Origin of the sequence: Clostridium sp. MCC344 (assembly GCF_018785365.1) — a bacterium.
Taxonomy (GTDB): domain Bacteria; phylum Bacillota; class Clostridia; order Lachnospirales; family Lachnospiraceae; genus Pilosibacter.
The window spans coordinates 1-23,424 of record NZ_WQPQ01000015.1 but is presented as its reverse complement, the minus strand read 5'-3'; the positions used below and the strand labels follow the sequence as shown (position 1 = coordinate 23,424).

Genomic DNA, 23,424 nt, shown 5'->3' with positions numbered 1-23,424 from the left:
CTCACTTAGCCTGTGACATAAGGCCGCCGCAATCATGATAAGGCCGGTTCCTACCAAAAATTTGCTTTTCATGATAGCCTTTTTTTATGTTTTCTTTTCTGTAAAAAGGGAGATCGCATAGTATCTCAAATATGCGATCTCCCTCTCTGCATTTTATTTATTTCTCGCGTTTCTTCAATGACCGACCCGCAAAAATCAGTGCGCCGCCAGCCATCATCAACAACCATACCGGCCACCAGGTTTGTCCTGTCTGCGGAAGCTTTGTTTCATCTGTTTCTACCGTCTCAGAGGTAGACTCGTTATTTTCCCCCGTAGTACCCGGAAGATTGGTCTCATCCGTGCCTCCTGCTGTCTGATCTGTCTCCGTTGTATTCGTCGATGTAGTGGTATTTGTAGTTACCGTCTGATTCTTTCTCGTTGTTGTTGAAGAACCAGAGTCATCAGAATCATCGGAGGAATCCGATCGGTTCGCGTTGCTCGGTGATTTAACCGGAGTTCCCGGATTCGATGGATCCGGTTTCGGATCAACCGGCTGATCTGTGGATCCAGAGCCGCCTTTTTCATACAGCAGCGCGAACGGCGAAAATGAATGTGTCGTAAAAGTGATAAACTCCTTTCCAGCAATCACAATTTTTTCACATGAAATCTCGGTTGGTGGATTCTGTCTCAACTGCTCACCTGTATCCACGTTGCTTTCACGATGAAGCGTCTCAAAATGGATGATCCGAAATTCCGAATCTCTGGACGCGTCTTTCGGTACTGGCCAGTAGACATTCATTTTCTGTCCCTCTGCCATTGTCACATACGCGTCTCCATTATGGGTGTCCACTAGATCAAGGTATTTGAAAATATACGAAAATCTTCCATCTGTATTGACGTTCTTATCAAGATACTCTGCCAGGGAACCATCGCCCAGACTCTGATCCACCAGTAGGCGAACGCCGGACGGATCTGTCACTTTGACATTTCCCTTATTAATAAAGTACATCGTATCTGGCTGTGCGGCACTTGCGAGAATCCGCTCAGGAGTATCGAGCTCGAGCTTCGGTCCTCCATATGTCACGTCAGAAAAATTTTCTTCCACATTCCCTCGAACTTTTAAATTTCCAGTTCCCGCACGTACCGTCCGAGTGAGTGTCTTATTTCCCACTTTGATCTTTGCGCGGATAAGAGACGCATTCAGGTTAACGGAATAAATATCTACCTTGTAGTCGCGGAATGTATCATTTTCCTTGACCGGGAAATCAGAGCTGACAATGACAGATCCATCCGGTGCCATAAATTTCAGACCGACCGGAATGGTCTCATCCGTGCCGTTTACCTTACCTGGAAGGATCCGATAAATCCGGTGCTCTGTTCCATTCAGCGTTGAGGAGCTGTGTTCCTCATCTCCATAAAGCTTCAGATTCCATACTATTGTCGTTCCATTTCCATCATCGTAGGTCAGTTCGATATGATCGCTCACATCACTGCCCGCTCCCTCATCCTGAAGAGCCTGACTGATGTTTGCCGGAAGAGTCAGGTAATATCCCATCTCAGGCAGATCATTGGAAGCAAATTGGTTATCCGATCCGATTACGCCTTTGTATCCATTGCCGCCAACATAGACCGTAATATCCATCGGTGTGATCGTGATCGCGTATGCGGAATCCGGATCTTCTTTCCACTCTCCATAAAGAACCGTATCTGTGCTCAATGTCGTTCCATCCACATATTTCTGAGTGAGTTCCTGATCCAGATACCAGCCATCAAATTTATATCCCTCTTCTGATTCCTCCTGCGATTTTGCCGTATATGCGCTGTTAACGCGAACCGCATCATCCACTGGAGGCTTTGCGTCAGACGGCGTGCATGTTCCTACCCACTCATAATGGATTCTTATCCCTGGAATATATGTCATCCAGTCCGTTTCATGCTGGCTTTCTCCTATCGCCAGCCCTGAATGCATTTTTTTACTTGGAACAAAGATTCTGTCGAGATCAGCCGTTTTCGCTGCCTCCGCTCCACCGGCTTCATTTGTATATAATACTAATTTTGTACCAATTGCGCTGAGGTTCTCGACATGATCTTCCTCACTCGTAATCATGATTGGTGCTTCACTGGTTGTTCCTGTATATTCCGATATCATTTTTATATAATGATCCGTCGGAAGATACACATCATTGTCGGAAGCGACCTGTGCGGAATCTCCCATTTCAAAAAAGCCGTTTACATATATTCCATCACCCGTAGTATTTTTCTGATCGCCCGGATTATTGCCAGATACATCGCCGCCTGTCATGGTAAATGTACAATTTGGGGAGATATATGCGCCCCCGGCATTTTCTGCTTTATTTTTCTGACAGGAACCGCCTGTCTGACGTAGCTGTGACCCACGCCAGATATAATAGCCTCCACCTGTACCGCTCGCCTGGTTTTGGGAAATTGTACCGCCTTTTATGAAAAGTTCGGTATTATCTTGTACCATGATTCCACCACCAAAGGCTGCCTCATTTTCTGAAAGCAGACCATCTGAGATCTCGCCGGTTCCCTTCATACTGTACATAAAAATCCCACCGCCAAAGTCTGATACTTTATTTCCTATCAGCTTTCCACCATTCATACGGAATTTTGTACTATTGAAAAACATCGCAAGCGCTCCACCGCTTCCGTCTGTCACCTCATTATCCGCAATTATGCCGTTATTGATTTCAACCGAAACCTCCGGACTATTGTTTCCTGACTGGGGGAACGTTACAAGACCGCCGCCATAGGTTTGAGCCACATTTTCTGAAATCTCGCCACCATTCATAACAAACGAAGCCGGTAATGAAGTAAGCAGCTGATTGTGATTTTCACCTACTCCTGACATATCCTGCCAGTCCGCAAGATAAATTCCTCCGCCATAGCCGAACTGGCTGCCTATCGTGTAGGTTTTGTTTTTCTCAATGGAACCCCCATTCATGACCATTGAGGATCCAATAACCGCTACACCACCACCGCGGTTCGCCGTGTTTCCAGTGATCAGACCACCGTTCATCGTGAATGTACTATTATTTGCGATTGTCACTGCTCCACCATAATGCACGTTATGGTTGGTATTGTTTTGAATAACCGCACCATCATTCATCGTCATATTGAATCCATTGATTCCGAATACAGCTGTTCCCATCATCTGGGCATTATTGTTTTCCAGGATCGCGCCATCATTCAGTGTCAGGCTTCCTCCATGAAATGCCTGAATGATCGAATCTCCTGTTTCGCTCTCGTCCGGATTCTTAATGGTGTTCTCCGCATCGATCACGATATTGCTGAGCGTAAGATTTGAGTTCTCACCCTTCAGGTCGATCATATAGCTTATAAATCCGTAACGGTTCAATGTTTTTCCGTCCAGATCCCATTCTTCTGTTCCGTCTATCACATAATTTCCACAGAGATATACATGTTCAAATGAGTTTTCTTCCATCAAGCTCTTAGCCTGCTCAAACGTTTTGACTGCGTTTTCCCTGTCTAGTCCCGTGTTTCCATCATCGCCATCTGACTGGGATAAATAAATACCATCGGGCAAATCAGCCTTCTGTTTGGTCTTTTTTGTGGCAAAAAGAGCTGGGTTAGAAGCGCTTGCTATGTGTTCTTTGTCATCCAACGGGTATTTCTGTATATCAGATGCCTCTGAATCTGTTGCCTTTATCGGCAGTATCTCTTCTGTTTCATCTGTAGTAGTCGTTCTAGTATTTTGCAATACCTCCCCCCGGGTATCTTTTGCGTATGAAAATGGACTTGCCGAGGCCATGATCATACTAATTGCCAATACCAACGATAAGCATCGTTGTTTCATGTGCAGTCTCTCCTTCTTTTTATTTGCAAATCAGTATTATATTCTCTTATCTTGTGTGGTCATGCCAAAGTAAGTCCTTATAACTTCCGCTTGATTTAAGAATTTTTACAATTTACATACGGGGTATATTATAGCACTAATTTTTACCAAAACAAGTTATTTGAATATTTTCTAAAATTTATAAACTAAATATACCACCTTTATTACATCCAAAATCGGCCCCGGTATTTTTTCTGAAAAGCGCAAAAAAGAGCACACTTTTACATGTACTCTTTTTGCTACGTTTTTCTATCTTCCGGCCGGTGCCCCGCCACCGCCGGAAGCTCCGGCGGTGGCGCCGGTCTCAACACCGGCCACCTGCCATACATAGGACTCGTAGGCGGAGACGAGATTCAGTTTTGCCGTATTCATCGCTGCCTCGCCGGAGAGCCATGCGGATTCACCGGAAAGATAGGCGTTCTTTGAGAGCATGCCTGCTGCCTGCTTCTTCTGCACCGTATCCCATGCCTGTTTTGCGGCGGAATAGGCGCTCTCCGCTGCCTCATACTGGGATACGGCATTCTGGAGATTCTCGTATGTGGATCTCAGGCTGATCTCCGCGTTCTGGGATGCCTCGCTGATCCGCTGCTTTCTGAGCTCCCGGTTATCCGTTCCGGTGACCTTTGATTTCATCTCGCTGACCCAGGTGGGATCGTTGCTGATGGCTGTCTGAAGGTCATTCTCCACAGAAACTGCACGGATCGCCGCCATATCCGGATCCGGGACTGTGCCGATCTCCACATCGGTGCGCCCGGAAAGTCCGAGCAGCGTCAGAAGACTTTCCTTCAATTCACTCTGCTGCTCTTTCAGGGATGCCAGGGAGTTCTGCTGCCGTTCCAGGCTGCTCTTCTCCGACTCCAGCTCCGTATCCTTGATGAGACCAGCCGACCGTTTCTTCACCGCCGCGTCGTAGGAACTCTGCGCCGCCTCCACATTTTTTTCCATCGCCGCCACATTGGCTGCCATCTGGTTGTAGGAGTTCATCAGGTTCTGTGCCGATGCCGCCAGGGTATCCGCCAGATCCTCCATGGTCTTCTCCTGATTTGCGGAATTCATTCGGTTGATCGTAGACTGCACCTGCGCCATGGAAGTGCGGATATTTTTCGCGTTATTCTCGTAGAGTGCCTGCATTTCTGTATCGCCGTCATCCTTATAGGAGTCCGCCATCTTTTTCAGGTAGTTGTACTCTTCCTTTAACGTCTCGTGCATCTTTTCATAGGGCGCACTCTGGCGGTTCTGGCTGTCCTGACTCTGCAGATAGGAAAAGTTTCCCGCTTTGATCAGTTCCCGCAGATCGCTGTACTCGATCTTCGTGATCTGGCTTGAATCTACGGAATCGGATTCCGCTGCGTAAGATATGATTTTGCAGGATGAGAACGCTCCGGCAATCAATCCATGCATATTTCCGAGGATACTGTCCGCGTTGTTCCCACCTCCGGCTGCCGCGAAAATTGCCGCGCCGAATAGCAGACCGCCCATCCATTTTTTATATGTTTTCATTCTTTCACCTCACATCAACTCATTCCCAAACTACATTCCATGCCATTTTGCGTTTTTCTGCTGTGACAGGAATCATTCCCGGCAAAAAGGAACTTATGACGCCGACGCCAGTCCTGCCACAGCCCAGTCATATGTGACCTTCGCGGTGAGAAAGCTTAACCTTGCAGATTCCATGGAAGTTTTCGCAGAAAGGCAGGCAGATTCCTGCTTTGCGTATGTCTTCTTTGTGATGGTTCCGGCGGAGAGTCTTAGCTCTGCTGCTGCCCGTTCCTTCTCCGCAAGCTCATAGTTCGTCTTCGCCTGTTCGTAACTGTCCTTTGCGAGTACCAGGCTGTTGTAGGCGTTCTTCACGTTTGTGGAAACCGTGTCTTTCTGATTCGACAGTGTGCTTGTATAAGTCGCTCTGTTGTTCTCCGACTGGGAGTTCGCAAGTCTGCGCTCCGTAATTTTAATGCTGTAGTTGTTCGCAATAGCTGTCTGGATATCTGAATCCACATTAATGGAGGAAACTGCGGAGGTGTCCACATCCGGCAGACTTCCGATCTCCACGGAATCATTGTAGTTCCAGCCTGACATGATAATGAGCTGCTGTCTCGTCTGCTCTAAACTGCTCTTCGCGGCTTGCAGGGACGCCTTCGCATTTGTAACCGCCTCCGCCGCGTTGTCGACCTCCGACTGCAGGGTCATTCCCGCGGATTTTCTCGTCTGCGCCTGGGTGTATGTGGTCTCCGCCTGGGTCACTGCATCCTCTAAGGTATCCAGGGATGCCTTCCCACTATAATAGGAGATCATCAGCTTCTGTGCCTGCTGCACGATGCTTTTCTCCGCCTGTTCATATCCAAGGCGCTTTATCTCACCGTCATCCACGTTGTTATCTCCCTGCTCCGTCAGGTTATCCACGGAGATCTCGCTGTTTAACGCCTGGGAGATCTGTCCCGCGTAGTTTGCGCTGTCATCGTCCGGGTAGCTGATCCGCTCGGATACCTCGCTTGCGGAATCATAATACTCCTTTGCGATATCCGTGCTGGTCTTTCCCTTATATTTCTGGTAGTCCAGCTCATTCTGGCGGACTGTCGTGTTGTACTCGTGGATCAAGTCCGCAATCTCCCCGTATTCCAGCTTGTTATCCTGGAGAGACGCCCATTTTTCCGCTGCATATGCAAATTCCGGGCTGGTCGCGAACGCCTGGAGCGGCGTCACACTCATCATAAGTGCCATAGCGAACAAGCCTGCAATCTTCCATTTCTTCATGCTGATATCCATTCCTTTCTGCGGCAGATACAGGTCCGCCCTGGGGATAAATTCCCCCAGGGTGTTCCCAAAACCTTTTTATCCTTTTAAACCTTTTTTAATGAAACCTTTAAATTTAATCCTTAATTTAATCATTTTTTATGACCTTTTATTTTAAACCCCAATTTAAATATCCAGTACCTTTCTCTCCTTCTTACCGTTCATGATCGCGTAGTAAACAGGAAGAATGAATAATGCAACCAGAATACCAGCCGTCAGACCACCGATATTTACGATCGCCAGACCTTTCGTCGTGGACGCGCTGCTTCCTGTGGAGAGCACCATCGGGATCATGGAGAGGATCGTGGTGGAGCTTGTCATTAAGATCGGGCGGAGACGTGTCGCTCCGGCCTCAACAAGGGCAGTCTTAAGCTCCATCGTCATCCGGTACTGATTGACTGTATCCACATAAAGGATACCGTTGTTTACGACCGTACCAATTAAGATCAGGAATCCCAAAATAGATGTCATACTGATGGTCGTGCCGGTCAGCTTCAGAAGTCCGAAGGAACCGACAAGGCTGAACGGGATCGTCGTCATGACCATGAAGGAGAACTTCGGTGACTCGAACTGCGCCGCCATGACCACGAATACCAGGAATACTGCGACTGCGATCGCCTGATACAGGGCGGAGAACTCTTCCGCCATCATCCGGTTCATGGAGTTTGTTCCGATCGTCACGCCGTTCGGAAGATTCGGCTGTACGACCTCGCTGTCGATCAGATTCTTGACATTCTGACCGGTATAATCGGCCGTGATCGTAACCTCGTAAGACTTATCCGTCTTGGAGATCGAGGACGGGTTATCCTTGAACACGACATCCGCCACGTCGGAGAGTGCGACACTTCCGCCGCTTCCCGTCGTGATCAGCATGTTCTTCACCTGCTCGACCGTCCGGTACATGCCGTCCGGATACTCAGCCTTGACGCTGACCTCATTTCCGTCGATCGTCAGGGTCGCGATTTCGGTGCCATCGAGCATCGTCTTTACCTGCTGTCCGATGGATGCCGCCGTCAGTCCCTCCGCGGACGCTGCAACCTGATCGACATTGATCGATACGACCGGGGCCGTGTTCTCCACGTCGGAGTGGACATTCTTCACATCATCGCGGGCAACCATCTCATTTACGATCTTGTCGGCGGTATCTTTTACCGTATCGTAATCGGAACCGTTTAAAATGACCTCATATCCGCGGCTCCGTCCCATGAAACTCATGGACGAGGACGCCTCGACTTCGATCGTACAGTTTTCAAGACCGGACATTTCGTCCTCCCACTGGGAAACGATCTCATCCGTGCTCATCTTCCGGTCATCTTTTAAGTAGGCGCTGACCGTACCGCTGCTGCCGTTATAGCGGAGCATGTAGGAATCCACGTCCTCATGGCTGCTCACGATCGATTCCACCTGATTTAAAATATCATCCGCCTTCTCATCGAGAAGTCCCGGTCTCGTCGTGATCGTCACGGAGATCGTTCCGTTGTCATCCGCCGTCATGAGCTCGCTCTGCATTCCGCTCGCGAGGAACAAGGTCAGGACGACAAGTCCGACAGAGCCTAACATGACGATCGCCTTGTGCTTTAATACTGTCGGAAGCACATGTCTGTAAAGTGCCTGCAACAGTTTCATCAGACCGGAAAGCGGCGCTTTTTCCCGCTCCTTCGGCTTATATAACATGTACGTCAACGGAACGACCGTGACCGCGGAGAGCAGGGATGCACTCATACAGAATACGATCGTCCAGCCGAGCGGGGTAAACATCTGTCCACTCATGCCGTTTAAAGTTGTCAGCGGGATAAATACGACGCAGGTCGTGAGAGTCGATCCGAGGACGGACATGGCAACGAGTCCGGAACCTTCCAGAGCCGCCTTCGCGTACTCCACAAAGCCTTTTTCGTCCATTTTGTCCATCGCACGGAAACAGCTCTCGAGGACAACGATCGAGTTATCGACCATCATGCCGACGCCGAGGACCAGGGCGCTCATCGTGATGACGTTTAAGGAGAATTCCACTCGCGTCATCAGGATCAGGGACACCAGGATGGAGGTCGGGATCGAGCTTCCGACGATCAGGGATGCCTTGATATCACCGAAGAACAGCCAGATGATGACCATCGAGATCACGACCGCAAGGACCATCGTCTGCGCAACGTCCATGAGGGATGACTTGATGCTGTCGGCGCTGTCGCGGGCGATCTCGATGTGAAGCCCGGAATCTGCCGCTTCCAGGGATTCAACCGCCGATTTTACATCGGAAGAAAGTTTCATTGCGGAGCTGTCCTGCTTCTTGGATACGGAGAGGGAGATCGTCTCCTGTCCGTTGTAGCGGGACACGCCGCCCATCTGTTCTTCCGTCGTGTACACATCCGCGATATCTTCCAGATAGACGATCTTTCCGCTCTGGGTCGTGATCGGCACCTTCTTCAGGTCATCGAGCGTGTCTGCCTTTGCGGAAGTCGTTACGGAGAGGGAAAGATCACCGTACTGCGCGTCACCGGACGGGTAAGAGAGGTCCGCTGCCGCCATGGCACTCGTGATCTGGTTCACCGTCACCTTGTACTGCTTCATCTTTACCGGATCGAGCTCCACCTTCACGTACTCGGAGGAACCGCCCATGGATTCCACCTGAGCCACCGTGGAGAGCTGCTCGAACACCGGCGTGATGTTCTGGTCGACGTAATCGTAGAGATCTTCCTGCGTGTCGTGGGAGATGGAGAGCATGATGTCGTTTCCGCCGTTCATGTTCATCTCCATGACGCTCGTCGTACAGTCATCCGGGAGTCCCCGCATGCTGTTTAAGGATCTTGTCAGTTCGTTGTAGGCGTCATCCATGTCCGCGTCGTAATCATACTCCAGCATGATCATCGCATTTCCCTCGTTCGAGGTCGAGGACATGCTCTTTACGCCCTCCAGACGGCTGACCTGGTCCTCGATGGGCTTTGTCACAAGCTCATCCATGTCCTCCGGCGTCGCGCCCTGGTAGGAAGCACGGATGATGAGCATCGGCTGATCCGTGTCGGGCATCTGCTCCAGCGTCGCGCTGAACACCGAGGAGATACCGAAAACCAGGATACAGAGGAGTGCCAGGATCGTCGTGACCGGACGTTTTAATACATATCTCGTAAGTCCCATGATCAGCCCTCCTGCGCGGCACTGCTGCCGGCTGCGCTGTTATCATTTCCGACCGGGGCATTCTGGCCGCCCGCGCTCTCGCTGCTTCCCGCAAGCTGGATATCCGCGCCTTCATACAGGTTGTTGCTCCAGGTGCTCACGACGAGATCGTCCGCGGAAAGTCCGTCTGTGACCTCCACATAATCGTCATCGTTGATTCCGACCTCAATCGAAGCTTTCTTCGCCTTTCCGTCCTCATAGAGGTATACATACGCCTTTCCGCCGCTGTAATACACCGCATCCACCGGGATCGTCATGACATTCTCGGCTTTTCCGGTCGTGACCGTGAGCTTTACGGTACTTCCAGTCGCCGCATCATCTGCATCAGCGAGCTGCGCCTCGATCTTAAAAAGTCCCGTCGCATCATCGACCATCGTGTTGATCTCGTTGATCACGGCATCGTAGGTCTTTCCGCTCTTCTCGACCGTCAGCGTATCGCCGACTGAGAGGTTTTCCAGCATTCTCTGGGTGACATAAAATGTCACCTTCTTCTCTCCTTCCCCGGAGATCACACAGAGTTCCCCGTTCATGTTCGCCCGGTCATAGACCTCCGCGCTGCAGCTCTCCACCTTTCCGGAGATCGGAGCCGTCACACTGCTGTAACCGACCTGCTGATCATACGATGTCTTTGCGGAATTATACTGGAGCTGCGCGGTCTTCACCGCATTTGTATACTGCTCATATTCCTGATCCGAGAGGTCGCCGCCATCATAAAGGATCTGCATTCTCGCGAGGTCGCTCTGCGCTTTCTGGAGATTGACCGCCGCAGAATCCACGGAGTTCTTCGCCGTATCGACCTGCTCCGTGTCGATCGTAAAGAGCACCTGGCCTTTCGTCACGGTATCGCCCGCCTTGACATTGACCGCCGTGATGTCCCCGGATGCCTTCGCGTAGACATGGACCACATCATCCGGCTCCACAGTCCCGGTGAGCTCCGTTGTCAGGTAGATGTTTCCCGTCTCCGGCTCCTCGGCGCGGACCACGGTCGTCTGGGTCTGCTGTTCCATCTCGCCCATTCCGCCCGGTCCGCCTCCCGGACCACCGCCCATGCCCTGTTTATCACCGCCGGATGAACCTTTCATGGCCGTCACGCCGGCCGCTGCCGCAACGACAACGACACCAGCCGCCGCGCACAGGATGATGTTCTTTTTCTTCATGATGATCTGATACTCCCTTCTATCTCTCACTTTCCTGCAGTTCCTATAACATTCCTGTCAACTCCTGCACCACAGAATTTTCCTTAAAGTTCCATTCCATAAGCAGGAATTTGTTTCATTATCGCGTTTTACTATAAAAGTCAATTGTGAACACTTTGTGAGAAAAATTTCAGGAATTTGTGAGGACTTTGTGAGGAAGCTTTTCCGGATCGGAATTTTATGATATATCTTATTTAAGAGCATTTGCAGATTTTTAATATTAAGAAAGAAGGTTTACCGGCATGGCAAAACTTTTAATTGTGGACGATGATATCCGTCTGAGAAAACTCGTAAGAACCTACGGAGAAGTGGAACATTATGAGTGTGAGGAAGCCGCGGACGGACTTTCCGCACTCGAGAAATTACAGGATGCGGATTTTGACCTCGTCATCCTCGATGTCATGATGCCGGGACTCGACGGCTTTGAGACGTTAGAGCGGATCCGGAAAACGAGCGAGATCCCCGTCATCATGCTGACCGCCCGGAGCGAGGAATATGACAAGCTGACCGGCTTCGGCCTCGGCGTGGACGACTACGTCTCAAAACCGTTCAGCCCGAAGGAACTGATGGCGCGGGTCGGCGCCGTCTTAAAACGTAACCGGAAGACTCCCGTCCGCAATTCCTTTACATACGGAGAACTCGAGATCCGGCCGGATTCCCGCATCGCCTCCGTCGCCGGGAAAGAGCTCGTCCTGGCTCCAAAGGAATTTGATCTGCTCTTAGAGCTTGCAAAAAATCCCGGTACCGTCCTGCGGCGCGACAAGCTCCTCCAGGATGTCTGGGGCTACAGCTACTTCGGGGACGGCCGCACCGTCGATACCCATGTAAAATCCGTCCGCGACCGCCTTGGTCCGTACCGCGCCATGATCCAGACCGTGTGGGGAGTCGGGTATAAGTTTGATCCGGACGTGAAGATTGAAAATCTGTAGCGGATCACGATTTTTTGAATCCGCTGTGCATTATGGATCCCGTTTTAACGGAAAAATGCGCAGACGGAATGACACGCACCGCACAATACACGAAACTCAATATCAGAGGCATAGAAAAGCAGCTGCCGGATTATATTATCAATTTATTTAATAAACATGAAAAATATATCAAACCAGAATAATCAAACAAAATCGTCATTTCACAGAGCACACAAAAAAAAAGCCCCCGGTCTAGTCTTCCAGCTCTGGGGCATGATGATGGGGCTCGTTGCGCTCACCGCCGTCTTTATGTGGCTCGTCCAGGTCTTCCTGTTTGAGCACACCTACGCGGAGGCGGCGCTCTCGACCTCCCTGAAACAGATGCAGCCGATCATGAACGATCTGACTGACCGCGATCTCGCGGAGGATGACAAGCTCCTTCCGTTCCTCAGCCGCCTGATCGACGGAACGATCTTTCTCGCCGACGATGCGGGGGAACTCAATGAAATTTTCAGCTACGGCCATCTTCTCTTTGACGTGGAACAGGAGCCGGAGTACCATGTCTGGGAGTTTATCCGGGATACGGACGAATTTGCCAACGTCAGAAACCGTCTTTCCTACCAGAAAGTCTTAAACGGCGACCACGGAACGATTTCCATCCACATCGGCGTTCCGATTACCTACGCAGGGGAGGACGCCTATCTCCTGATCGAAAACATGATCCGGACTGACACCGTTTTTAACTACAACCGCTACCAGCTCATTCTCCTGACCATCCTCTTAACGATCGCCGCAGCCGTCCTCGCGGCCGTCTGCTCCCGGTATTTCACAAAGCCGATCTTCGCGATCAAGCACACGGTCGATCAGCTCGCCGCGAACGACTTTTCCGCCCGCGCCGATGTAAAACGTCATGATGAGCTCGGCGAACTCGCGGAATCGGTCGGACTTCTCGGCCAGGCACTCGCGAGAGTCGATGTCCTCAGGAAAGAAGTCATCGCGAATGTCTCCCATGAACTCCGCTCCCCGCTCTCCGTGATCTCCGGATATGCGGAGCTCGTCCGCGACATCCACTGGAAAGACGAGGACGCCAGAAATGAAGATCTCGACCTCATCATCGAGGAATCGAACCGGATGAGCGAGATGGTCAACGACATTCTCGACTACTCCCAGCTCCAGTCCGGCTATATCCGGCTCCATCCGGAATTCTTTGACCTTGCGGGACTCGCGGAATCCGAGACTTCTCACTGCGCCGCAGCCGCCGAAACCTACGGGATCCGGATCCATTTTGAGTCAGATCCTGAGTCTGTATTCATCACGGCAGATCCGCTAAAGCTGAGTCAGGTTCTCCGGAATCTCCTCTACAACGCGATCAACCACACCCCGGAGGGCGAACTCATCACCGTCGCCCTGAAACAGACCGGAAAAACGGTCCGTCTCTCCGTCAAAAACCCCGGAACCCCGATCTCCAAAGAGGACCAGGAGATCATCTGGGAGCGCTACCAGCGAAGCCAGCACCAGAGCGGCCGCCGCATGGGAACCGGCATCGGTCTCTCGATCGTCAGCACGATTCTCGACGCCCACGGCATGAAGTACGGGGTATCGTCCGATGACACGGAAACCGTGTTCTGGTTTGATGTCACCGTTTCTGCCCCGCCCGATCCTTCTTTGCAGGCAGACAAAACCTGATTATATCACTACAGTCGCAAGGTCTCGCGCAAGAGCGGACTTTAGCTCGTTGTTCGCGTAAATCAAAAGTGCAGCTGACTCTCTTTGATGACCCTGAGCTATAATCAGAGCTATCAAAAATAAGTCAGCTGCACTTTTCTAACTTGCACAGAATGGCTGCTAATAAGTTTCCTTCTGTCTGTATTTTCCCATAAATATTTCTGCCAGATTTTATATTGTAGTTTTTAATTTTTCCGCTATCTTTTTATATTCCGGTGTCGGAACATGGTACTCCTCTCCCATGCGGACGACCTCGTAGACGAGTCCGTCGATCTCCGACTGTTTTCCGTCCATGACATCCCTCTGCATGGAAGTCGTGGATTCCGGAGCTAGGTGGGACAGGATCTCCAGGTTCACCTTCACATAATCTTTCTCAAACGGGACGCCCATCGCGTCCGCCAGCGCCATGATCTCGCGGATCATCGCCTTGAATGTCTCGCGCTCCTCGCCCTCTCTCTGGAAATCGGCCGCCGTCGCATGATAATAGAGACCTGCTGCCCCGATCGGAGAGACGTAGGAGAATTTCTCCAGCGCATCCCGGCGGATGTTTTCAGAAAGTTCGCCGGAGATCCCGCTGTCGGAAAAGTCCTTTGCGATCTCCTTTAATTCTTCCCGGAACTCGCTTTTCTCCCGCACGCCGAATACGACCCGCAGGATCTTTCCATGCTGGACAAGGGCCCCCGGACCTTCGATATTCGCAGAGACATAGATGCATCCGTCCGTCACTAGAAGCTCCGGAAGCTTCTTCTGCAGGCGGCTTCCTGTCCCGTAGATGTTGAGGATCGGGATCACAATTGTGCTCTTTTTTGCAATTTTCTGAACAAACGGAACTGTATTGTCAAGAGAGTATCCCTTCACGCACACGAGGATCACGTCCGGCTTCGCAGCTTCCCCGGCGGAGGCGATCATGCTCTCATAAGTCTCCATGTTCTCCGCCTTGACAGGGACTGTCTCCGTCGTTCCATCCCAGAGATGGCGGACAGTAAGTCCTTGCTCCTTCATCGCGGCAAGGTGGGCGTTTCTTGCGATCAGTGTCACGTCTTTTCCCGCCTTTGTCATATAAAATCCAAGAATTCCTCCGGTACCGCCGGCACCGATGATGACGTATTTCATGATGATGTTCTCCTCTTCTGTTTCTTTTTCGTTTGCGTTGTGCAGATGACTACTTCGCCAGGCAATCTGCAGGCATTTTGTTTCTGCAATATACCTGCTTGCCTTTTCTTATAATTTTATCAGTATTTTTCACTCCGGATTCCATGTAATTCTGCTGCATGATTGATGTAAACAAGTGCGCGCATCTGCGGAATCTGCAAAAATGCGCGCACAACTCTAAAATCTCAATTTTCCATATTTTGGAGGAAATCAGCACATAAGAATAGACTGTCTTTTTATCCCCCGTTTTTCACATTCTCTGACCGATATCAGTCTGCCTGATGCTCAACCTCGTACTTATGCTCTTCCTTGATCTTCTTCAAGGTCTCCGGCTCCCGGATCAGATCCAGGGCTGTGAATGCGAGCACCTTCGCTCCGAGCAGGATGGAATCAAGTCCCTTCTGGGAGCATGCCGCCGCAACCATCTCCTTGCTGTGGCCCTTGATCGGCTCGTCGCTGATGTTGATCGTCGGCTGGATCGCCGGAACGACCTGGGAAACATTTCCGATGTCGGTGGAACCCATGAGGCGCTCCCCTGCCGGTTCCGCAGTCTCCCCGAACAGACTCAAATTCTTCGCATACACTGCATCGAAGGACGGAGTCGGAACCATGTTCTCAACCCAGTTCTGGTACGGCTTCATGCTGCCCTTTGCACCCATTGCCATCGCGGAAGCTTCCACGATCCGCTCAACCTTCGCGTAGACGTCCTTCAGAGTGTCTGCTGCTGCCGCTCTCAGGTAGAACTTCGCCGCCGCATAATCCGGAACTGTGTTCGGCGCCTGACCGCCGTTTACGATGATCCCATGGATCCGCACATCATCACTCAGGTGCTGGCGAAGCGCATTGATGGAGTTGTATGTCTGGATCAGGGCATCCAGGGCATTGATCCCTTTTTCCGGTGCTGCTGCCGCGTGGGACGCTTTCCCCCAGAACTCGATATCGATCGGCACGCAGCCGAGTGTCTTCTCTGTCAGATGATGACCGACGCCCGGATGTGCGGAAAGAGCCGCATCGACGTCCTTAAAATATCCCTCACGGACGAAGCTTCCCTTCGCGCTTCCGTTCTCTCCGCCTTCCTCACCAGGTGTTCCGTAGAGACGGACCTCACCGCCGACCTCATCGATCACGCTTTTTAACGCAGCCGCCGCAAGAGAAGAAGTTGCGCCAAACAGGTTATGTCCGCAGCCATGTCCAAGTCCTACAAGGGCATCATACTCCGCAAGGAACACCATGACCGGACCCGGTTTCCCTGATTTATAGCTCGCCGCAAACCCGGTTCTGTGACCGGCCGCCGGCATCTCCACCTCGAACCCGACACTCTTAATCTGATCTGCAAGGCGTTTGGAAGCGAAGAACTCATAATTGCTGACCTCCGGCTTCTCATGGATCTCCAGCGCGATCTGCTGGTATGTTTTTCCGTTTGCTTCTACATAATCCACAATTTTCTGCTGTAATTCATCCATTGTCCACAATCTCCTTTTCATTTATCTTCTGCGGTGTATAGGACGGATCATAGCCGTTCCGTCGCATAAATAAATCTGACGCTCTGTTCAGCTTCAGCAGTCACCACAATATTTTTTTAAGTTCTGGCAAAAACCCACTTGTCAGGTCTCTTAATGTGCATTATAGTTCTTTTTCTCTTTCTTTTCAATACACTCCGCACTAAAAAAAGCGCACCAACCTCATCACGCAAGTAATGAGAACATAGTGCGCATTTTTTCTGCTCAGCCGCTAAGAAGCTTACTTTCCTTCTCTCACCGCATCAAATTCATCCTGAATCTCCTTCGACGGCTCACCGGTCGCAAGACTGACCGCGATCAGAACGACCATTGCAACGATAAACGCCGGAAGAAGCTCATACACATTCCATGCACCGCCTAACGGACGAACGCAGTATTTCCATACAAATACCATGACTCCGCCTGCGATCATACCGGCAAGCGCACCGTTCCTGTTGGAACGTTTCCAGAATAATGCCGCAAGAACGACAGGTCCAAACACTGCACCGAATCCAGCCCAAGCGAAGGACACGATTCCAAATACGGAGCTGTCAGGATTTCCCGCTAAAAATACTGCGATCACTGCGATAAAGAGAACCGTCGCCCGGGCAACATGGATCGTTCTCTTCTCGGTAAGATTTACGCCGAACATTCCCTTTAACAGGTTCTCAGAAACAGCGGAAGATGCAGCAAGAAGCTGGGAATCTGCGGTGGACATCGTGCAGGCTAAAATTCCGGCGAGTGTGATTCCCGCACCCACGATCGCGAGGAATCCATGCTGGCTTAAGAGTGTCGCAACCTGAATGATGATCGTCTCCGAAGCGGATCCCTTTAACTCTGCCATCACGCCATTCTTTGAGAGGCTGTAACCGACAACGCCGATAAAGATTGCAACTGCCATAGAGATTACGACCCATACCGTCGCGATGCGTCTGGACATCGCAATATTGTCCTCATGTTCTGTCGCCATAAAGCGAAGAAGTACATGGGGCACGCCGAAATATCCGAGTCCCCAGGCAAGTGTGGAAATTGTTGTAATTGTTCCATAATTAGATGCAGTTCCTGATGCACTGTCATATGTCGCTGTCAGGGATAAAAATCCCGGAAGTTCTCTCGCATTTGCAAGGACAGTGCTGACACCGCCGCTCATGGATACGCCGAAACATACCACAAGGACAAGCGCGATCGTCATAACAATACTCTGGATCAGATCCGTAAAGCTCGCCGCCATAAATCCACCGAGTGCTGTGTAACCGACAATAACGACAGCACTGATCAGCATAGCCGCCGTATACGGAATTCCGAATAATGTGGAGAACAGTTTTCCACATGCCGCGAATCCGGACGCTGTATACGGGACAAAAAAGATAATAATAAAAATTGCGGAAATTCCCAATAACAGTTTCGAATCATCACGATACCTGTTTGCAAAGAAATCCGGCAATGTGATTGAATTCGTCTTTGCACTGTATCTCCTGATTCGTTTTGCCACAATCAGCCAGTTTAGATATGTACCGATGGCAAGTCCGATCGCAGTCCAGGATGCGTCACAGATACCGCTGAGGTACGCCACTCCCGGCAGTCCCATCAACAGCCAGCTGCTCATATCCGATGCCTCCGCACTCATGGCCGTCACAAAAGGACCTAATTTTCTGCCACCAAGATAGAAATCACTGGAGTCATTATTTCCCTTAGAATAAAAGAAACCAATTGCCAGCATCATCACCAGATAGGCAATGATCACAAGAAAAACACCGATGATTGCTCCATTCATTTTTCATACTTCCTCTCATTTTAGTCTGCTATATTAGTTTAATAAAGCGTTAATGTAGTTTAGTATAGCAGAAAATGGCCGGATTGCAAGTGTTTTCCGGGGATTTGCGTCCGAAAAAAAGGTCGGCACATTTCCCGTGCCGACCTTTTCCTGCCTTTGTTCAATTTTCATGGGATCCTGATTTCGGTATCATTACCGCTTCTCATCCCAGCTTCCGTCCTCCCGGACAAACCAGCCGTCCGGTGTCATGCGGTTCGCGAACATGATTCCTCTTGTTCCGTCGGAAAACGGATTAAAGTAATACCACTTTCCGTCAATCAGAACCCAGCCCGTCTTCATACCGGTGTTGACATCGATATAGAACCAGTTTCCGTAAACCGGATCAAAGATCCATCCGGTAGCCAGATAGCCATCTGTATCAAATGCCCACCAGTTTCCATCGATCTGAATCCACTCATAACTCTGAGCTGCAGAAGAATTGCCGGATCCGGAATTTACTGCTCCCGCTGCCTTCGGATAACTTCCGTCTGCGTAACGGAACCACCAGCCTGCGTTTGTCTGTATCCAGTGACTGTAGCCATCATTCAGACTTCCGTTGTCATTCTTTAACATTTCTTCGGTAAGTGTCTTTCCGGAAACAATACCGGAATTTTCATTCACATAGCCTTTTTTCGCATCCTTCGCGGTCGCTCCCTGTCCCGGATTGTTGGTTCCGGATTTCGGCATCTTGCTGTTCGCCGGTTTGGAAGTTTCCTCATAGTCGTCATTGTCACTCTCCGGATAGCGTGCTGTCAGAACGCCATTCTTCCAGGTAATCGCATAGTTCTTTGCAGACAGTCCGGACGGAACGATCTCATAAGCAGACTCACGGCTTTCCTCTGTGTAATCGCAGGTTACAACCAGAGTTCCGGTAAGAACCGCTTCCGTCTCGCCGTTTACAAAGCCATCATAAACAACTGTATACTCCGGCGCTTTTGCTCCGAATACAACGTTCTTATCCTCTGCAGTGATCACAAGCGGAGCCTGTGTGATCGCAAAGTCGTAGGAAACACTTCCCTCCGTGTAATTCTTTCCTTCCGAAACACGGTAAACCACACGGTACTCTCCCACATCGACCGGATCAGACGTTAAGACCTCATTCGTCTCCCGGTTCGTAATCACACGGCTCATCGTTCCGTCCCCGTCCGTTACCGGAGTCAGATCCACAGCTTTTCCGTCATAGACGCGAGTTATATACAGGTTTGCAGAATCGGTAAATACCGGAGTTCTGCGCTGTACTTTCAATGTACCCGGTACAACCTCGACCTTATAGTTCTTCAGGCCATCTACCACTGCCTGAACCGCATACTCCCCGACATCATTGCCTTTTGTATATGCAGTGACAAATGATAAAACCGCATGCTGATTTTCAAGAGTTTCTTCTCCTACCATGCCCTTTACTGAATCAACGGTAAACTTCGGAGCTTCTTCCAGATAGGTTGTCTCCTGATCTGCTGTCACAACCTGAATCTCTTTCTGCGTGATCGTTACAATCGCGCTTCCTGTGTAAGGTTTGTAGTTCGGTGCTGTGATCTGATAGTAAACCGTATAAGTTCCGGCATCGATAAGTTCCGGTGCATCTGTTCCGGTATAAGTATCCGGCTCCAGTCCGTATTCTACCACCTCATCTTTTACAAGCTCATCCTGTACAGAAACCTCGATCATATGTGAATGACCATCATAGATTCCATCATATCCATTTGCCGTGACGTTTTTCATCTCGGCCTCTGTGATTGCAAATTCATACGAGATTGAACCTGCCTGATAATTGGTTCCCTCTGCGACCGAATACGTAGCCTTATAGGTTCCCACATTGACCGGGTCCGTTGTCAGGAACTCACCCGTCTCTGTATTTTCAACGATATAGCTTCTTGCACCGTCTCCGTCTGTCGATGGTGTGATATCCACAGAAGTTCCATCGTAGACTCTGCTTCCATCCAGATTTTCTTTTATCTCTCCGTTTTCTCCTTTATCACTATCCTCAGCAAGCACCCCCCCTGACAAATTTTTAACAGCATTTGCCGGTGTCATGCGCATTGCCTGTGCATTCATAATTCCTTCCATCCTCGCGAAGTCGGAAAGCTCATCCGCAAATGTTGTCAGACCGAACTACGCATTCTGTATACATAGGATTGCCGCCATTCCGATCGCGGCTGCTCTTTGAAGTCGTTTTCTCATACTGCCATCTCCTTTGTGTTGTCATCATAAGACTTTTTTCCTAATATATCGAACTTTTCACCAGCTCAAATATCAGACTTTATTCTACTATTTTTCATTTGCCAATCAATAGACTTGGAACGAATAGTTGCTATCTGCTGTTCACAAATTCGATCTCCGAAATATTGAACAGGATGCAGCCGCAGTGCCCCGGAAAAGTCGGGAAACATGTGACCTTCAGATTCGCATCGATTTCCGGGCTGTAGTCGATGAGCTCCAGTTTCTCCCCGTAAAGGACGGCCCGTTCATAGCTTCGAAGCCATTTGGAATCCATATTGCTGAAAAGACTTCCGAATGAATTTCCGATCAGCCGGTCTAACGGCAGTTTTTCCAGCCTCGCAAGTTCCGGATTTCCATAGCGGAAGATCCAGTCAACTGCTCGTTTCTCCTCATCAAATACCATCTCGATATCCGTAAATGCGAATGGGAGTTGATCGAAACTGCGGTAATAGTCATGGTACTCATCATCCGTCATCGGAACCCCATGATTCTGAAATTCCCGGATCATGCCCTGCTGGACATTCCGGAGTGTTTTTATGATCTCCCCTTTCTTACGGGCCGTATACCCCAAGGATTCCCCATTACTGAGATTGATGGTATCCGTGACGTTGTGAATTGCCATGACAGCCACAAGGCAGCCGCGATGCACCCGCAAAAATCCGTCCCCGATCTTCTCCTCGATCTCCCCAAGAGTCATCGTCGTCCGATACACCTGATCTCCCAGCACATGGATATTTGCGTATTTTCCATTCATCAGAACATATAAGATCGTACTCACTCTTAAAGCGATCGTTTTCCTCTCCGAAACGATCGTTATGTATCTTTCTTCTGGCATGAAACAGTTCCTCCGTAAGATTTTATATTTTATTGAAGCTTTTATATCTGAAATTATAAGTGGATTTCACAGCAGAATCAATTCTTCCTGCACAAGATGTCGAAATTTGGTTTTTTGAGATTTCCAAACACAGAAAGACATAAAAGGAGAAATAAACAGATCGAATAGCAGAATGATGAGACAATCACTTCGCAATATATCAGCTTTATTTTGATATATTGCGAAGTATAATATCTAGATAAAGTCAGTGCTACGTAGCTCCCTGAAAAAGATGCACACTTTTATATTTCTTTTAGCAAAAATGCCATATAGAGTGGAAGTGTAAGTATCTGTTCCGCACGTCCAACATTATAGTCTCCAAGTTTGATTGCATGACTGACATGGTATTTTTCAGGATGATTCAGGATTGTTCTGGTGCTTTTTGTATTACCTGTAGATGCTTTTACCTCTACCAATGTGCATTCACCTTTATAACGGATCACAAAATCCACCTCAAGTCCACTGTCTTTATGGAAATAGTAAAGTTTTCTTCCCATTTTACTGAAAATATCAGCAATCAGATTTTCGAAAACTGCTCCTTTATAAGCATGAAGATTTCCTTGAAGAATATCGTATTGCGTACCATCCTCCAACATGCTGACAAACAGACCACAATCGCGCATATACACTTTAAATGTATTTTCTTCTGCATTTCCGTCTAAAGGCAGTTCCGTAATACTAAGATTATAACAGCGCACAATAATACCTGCATCCTCGATCCATTGCAAGCTTCCAGCATACTTTGAAGCGGTAGATCCCTTTTTGACAATTGAATACTGAAATTTCTTATTTTCTTTACTGAGTTGTTTAGGAATAGACTGAAAACATTCTTTGATCCTTGATTTATCTTTTTTTTCTGCGTATTTTATCATATCATCTTCATATGACCGAACAATATCTCGTTGAATCTGTAGAACTTCGTCCATCTGTTTTGTGCTTACAAATGTCTGTACCACATCCGGCATGCCGCCAACAACTGTATACTGCAAGAGCAACTGTTTCATACGCTTGTGCAATGCTTCCGGAACTGTTTTTTCATTCTGCAAACATGTTTTCAACAGTTCAATCACCGGAGTTTCAATTCCATTTGCCCACAGGAATTCTTCAAAATCCAGTGGATACATATCAATTACCGTTTCCGACCCAACTGGGACCGATTTTGGTTCTTTTCCATATCCTTTTACACCCAAAAGTGATCCCGTACCTATCACATCGTAACGCCCATCCATGCGAAAAAATTTCAAAGCTGTTCGAGCTTCTGGGCACTCCTGAATTTCATCCAGGACTAAAACAGTATTGCCACTTTCAAAGACTGCTTCCTTACCAAGTAAGGCCGAGAGCATCATAACAATCGTATCTACTTCCAGAGAGCCTGAGAATACAGCAACATAGTCTGGATTTTCAAAAAAATTCAAATACACAACATTTTTATAATTTTTCTTTGCGAAATCAAGAACAGAAAATGTTTTGCCACATTGCCTGCACCCCTTAATAATCAATGGTTTTCGATTTTCTGTGTTTTTCCAAGCGATTAATTTTTTTTCAATTTTTCTTTTCAGCATAATGATTTCACCTCTTTTCTATAGAGTACAACGGAATATTCATTTTTTCAAGGGAGTTATATAAGATATAACAAACTTTTTTAAACGACTTTTTGATAAAATATAAACTTTTTCAAGTGACTTTTTCGATAAAGTGCAAATTTTTTCAAGCAACTTTTTATAATAGACACCGCTGGTAAATGATTTTTTCACAAAAAAAGGACATCCACACTGGATATCCTTATAAAAAAAGAGCACGAGACGTCGCAGTCGAACGTCCGGGGGACGTTCGCCTGCGACGACCGGAGCGAAGCGTAGACATTCGAACCGTTCAAACCCGGCAGGGCTCGAACACTCAAGAAACCTGCTGTCCACTTGATGATCCTTTCATTTTAGTTATTTATCCACACTTCATCTGCATCGCAAACTCTTTTTCCACAAAAAAAGAGGATACCCACACTGGATATCCTCAAAAAGCGAGCACGAGACGGGATTCGAACCCGCGACCCTCGCCTTGGCAAGGCGATACTCCACCACTGAGCCACTCGTGCATAGGTAACATACCTTCAAAACCACATATTGAACATCATCAACCTTTGAATCTCCACTTGACCTTCCTGGATAAGCCCTCGACCGATTAGTAACAGTCAGCTCCATGCATTACTGCACTTCCACCTCTGCCCTA

The 23,424-nt window shown here is 49.0% G+C and carries 13 protein-coding genes and 1 tRNA gene; 2 read left to right on the top strand and 12 right to left on the bottom strand.

Going from position 1 to position 23,424, the window contains the following annotated elements:
* Positions 1–157: 157 nt before the first annotated feature.
* From GPK90_RS03810 to GPK90_RS03790, 5 genes are all read right to left on the bottom strand, one after another.
* Positions 158–3,445 (bottom strand): InlB B-repeat-containing protein, encoded by a 3,288-nt coding sequence (locus GPK90_RS03810; RefSeq protein ID WP_346011207.1) that lies wholly within the window; start codon positions 3,443–3,445, stop codon positions 158–160.
* Between the two features lie 660 nt (positions 3,446–4,105).
* Positions 4,106–5,356, bottom strand: coding sequence for a TolC family protein (locus GPK90_RS03805; RefSeq protein WP_215702208.1), 1,251 nt, complete (start codon positions 5,354–5,356; stop codon positions 4,106–4,108).
* A gap of 93 nt (positions 5,357–5,449) precedes the next feature.
* Positions 5,450–6,607, bottom strand: a complete 1,158-nt coding sequence (locus GPK90_RS03800) for a TolC family protein (RefSeq protein ID WP_215702207.1) — start codon at positions 6,605–6,607, stop codon at positions 5,450–5,452.
* A gap of 165 nt (positions 6,608–6,772) precedes the next feature.
* Positions 6,773–9,775 carry an efflux RND transporter permease subunit gene (locus tag GPK90_RS03795; RefSeq protein ID WP_215702206.1) on the bottom strand — a complete coding sequence of 1,001 codons (3,003 nt, stop codon included), beginning with the start codon at positions 9,773–9,775 and terminating at the stop codon, positions 6,773–6,775.
* A gap of 2 nt (positions 9,776–9,777) precedes the next feature.
* Complete coding sequence (locus GPK90_RS03790) at positions 9,778–11,001, bottom strand: efflux RND transporter periplasmic adaptor subunit (protein ID WP_346011206.1); 1,224 nt, start codon at positions 10,999–11,001, stop codon at positions 9,778–9,780.
* 251 nt (positions 11,002–11,252) lie between these two features.
* Between GPK90_RS03790 and GPK90_RS03785 the strand changes: the two genes are divergently transcribed.
* Both GPK90_RS03785 and GPK90_RS03780 read left to right on the top strand, forming a co-directional pair.
* On the top strand, positions 11,253–11,939 hold the full coding sequence (locus GPK90_RS03785; protein WP_215702205.1) for a response regulator transcription factor: 687 nt from the start codon (positions 11,253–11,255) through the stop codon (positions 11,937–11,939).
* Positions 11,940–12,197: 258 nt separating this feature from the next.
* Positions 12,198–13,604, top strand: a complete 1,407-nt coding sequence (locus tag GPK90_RS03780; protein ID WP_215702204.1) for a sensor histidine kinase — start codon at positions 12,198–12,200, stop codon at positions 13,602–13,604.
* 210 nt (positions 13,605–13,814) lie between these two features.
* Here the strand turns inward: GPK90_RS03780 and GPK90_RS03775 are convergent, their stop codons facing one another.
* From GPK90_RS03775 to GPK90_RS03745, 7 genes are all read right to left on the bottom strand, one after another.
* Positions 13,815–14,756, bottom strand: a complete 942-nt coding sequence (locus GPK90_RS03775) for a ketopantoate reductase family protein (protein ID WP_118299082.1) — start codon at positions 14,754–14,756, stop codon at positions 13,815–13,817.
* Positions 14,757–15,064: 308 nt separating this feature from the next.
* On the bottom strand, positions 15,065–16,258 hold the full coding sequence (locus tag GPK90_RS03770) for a M20 family metallopeptidase (protein ID WP_118533337.1): 1,194 nt from the start codon (positions 16,256–16,258) through the stop codon (positions 15,065–15,067).
* A gap of 277 nt (positions 16,259–16,535) precedes the next feature.
* Positions 16,536–18,068 (bottom strand): sodium/proline symporter, encoded by a 1,533-nt coding sequence (locus GPK90_RS03765; RefSeq protein ID WP_215702203.1) that lies wholly within the window; start codon positions 18,066–18,068, stop codon positions 16,536–16,538.
* A gap of 192 nt (positions 18,069–18,260) precedes the next feature.
* Positions 18,261–20,159 (bottom strand): MBG domain-containing protein, encoded by a 1,899-nt coding sequence (locus tag GPK90_RS03760; RefSeq protein WP_215702202.1) that lies wholly within the window; start codon positions 20,157–20,159, stop codon positions 18,261–18,263.
* Positions 20,160–20,415: 256 nt separating this feature from the next.
* Positions 20,416–21,159 (bottom strand): LytTR family transcriptional regulator DNA-binding domain-containing protein, encoded by a 744-nt coding sequence (locus GPK90_RS03755; protein WP_215702201.1) that lies wholly within the window; start codon positions 21,157–21,159, stop codon positions 20,416–20,418.
* Positions 21,160–21,440: 281 nt separating this feature from the next.
* Positions 21,441–22,760, bottom strand: coding sequence for an ATP-binding protein (locus GPK90_RS03750; RefSeq protein WP_117471125.1), 1,320 nt, complete (start codon positions 22,758–22,760; stop codon positions 21,441–21,443).
* Between the two features lie 458 nt (positions 22,761–23,218).
* Positions 23,219–23,290: transfer RNA gene (locus tag GPK90_RS03745), tRNA-Gly, on the bottom strand.
* Positions 23,291–23,424 lie beyond the last annotated feature (134 nt).

What these genes read in the sequence shown, in the direction of transcription:
- GPK90_RS03810 (WP_346011207.1), bottom strand. Translation starts at nt 3,445, where the DNA reads ATGGAAGAAAACTCATTTGAACATGTATATCTCTGTGGAAATTATGTG.
- GPK90_RS03805 (WP_215702208.1), bottom strand. Translation starts at nt 5,356, where the DNA reads ATGAAAACATATAAAAAATGGATGGGCGGTCTGCTATTCGGCGCGGCA.
- GPK90_RS03800 (WP_215702207.1), bottom strand. Translation starts at nt 6,607, where the DNA reads ATGAAGAAATGGAAGATTGCAGGCTTGTTCGCTATGGCACTTATGATG.
- GPK90_RS03795 (WP_215702206.1), bottom strand. Translation starts at nt 9,775, where the DNA reads ATGGGACTTACGAGATATGTATTAAAACGTCCGGTCACGACGATCCTG.
- GPK90_RS03785 (WP_215702205.1), top strand. Translation starts at nt 11,253, where the DNA reads ATGGCAAAACTTTTAATTGTGGACGATGATATCCGTCTGAGAAAACTC.
- GPK90_RS03780 (WP_215702204.1), top strand. Translation starts at nt 12,198, where the DNA reads ATGGGGCTCGTTGCGCTCACCGCCGTCTTTATGTGGCTCGTCCAGGTC.
- GPK90_RS03775 (WP_118299082.1), bottom strand. Translation starts at nt 14,756, where the DNA reads ATGAAATACGTCATCATCGGTGCCGGCGGTACCGGAGGAATTCTTGGA.
- GPK90_RS03770 (WP_118533337.1), bottom strand. Translation starts at nt 16,258, where the DNA reads ATGGATGAATTACAGCAGAAAATTGTGGATTATGTAGAAGCAAACGGA.
- GPK90_RS03765 (WP_215702203.1), bottom strand. Translation starts at nt 18,068, where the DNA reads ATGAATGGAGCAATCATCGGTGTTTTTCTTGTGATCATTGCCTATCTG.
- GPK90_RS03760 (WP_215702202.1), bottom strand. Translation starts at nt 20,159, where the DNA reads ATGAATGCACAGGCAATGCGCATGACACCGGCAAATGCTGTTAAAAAT.
- GPK90_RS03755 (WP_215702201.1), bottom strand. Translation starts at nt 21,159, where the DNA reads ATGCCAGAAGAAAGATACATAACGATCGTTTCGGAGAGGAAAACGATC.
- GPK90_RS03750 (WP_117471125.1), bottom strand. Translation starts at nt 22,760, where the DNA reads ATGCTGAAAAGAAAAATTGAAAAAAAATTAATCGCTTGGAAAAACACA.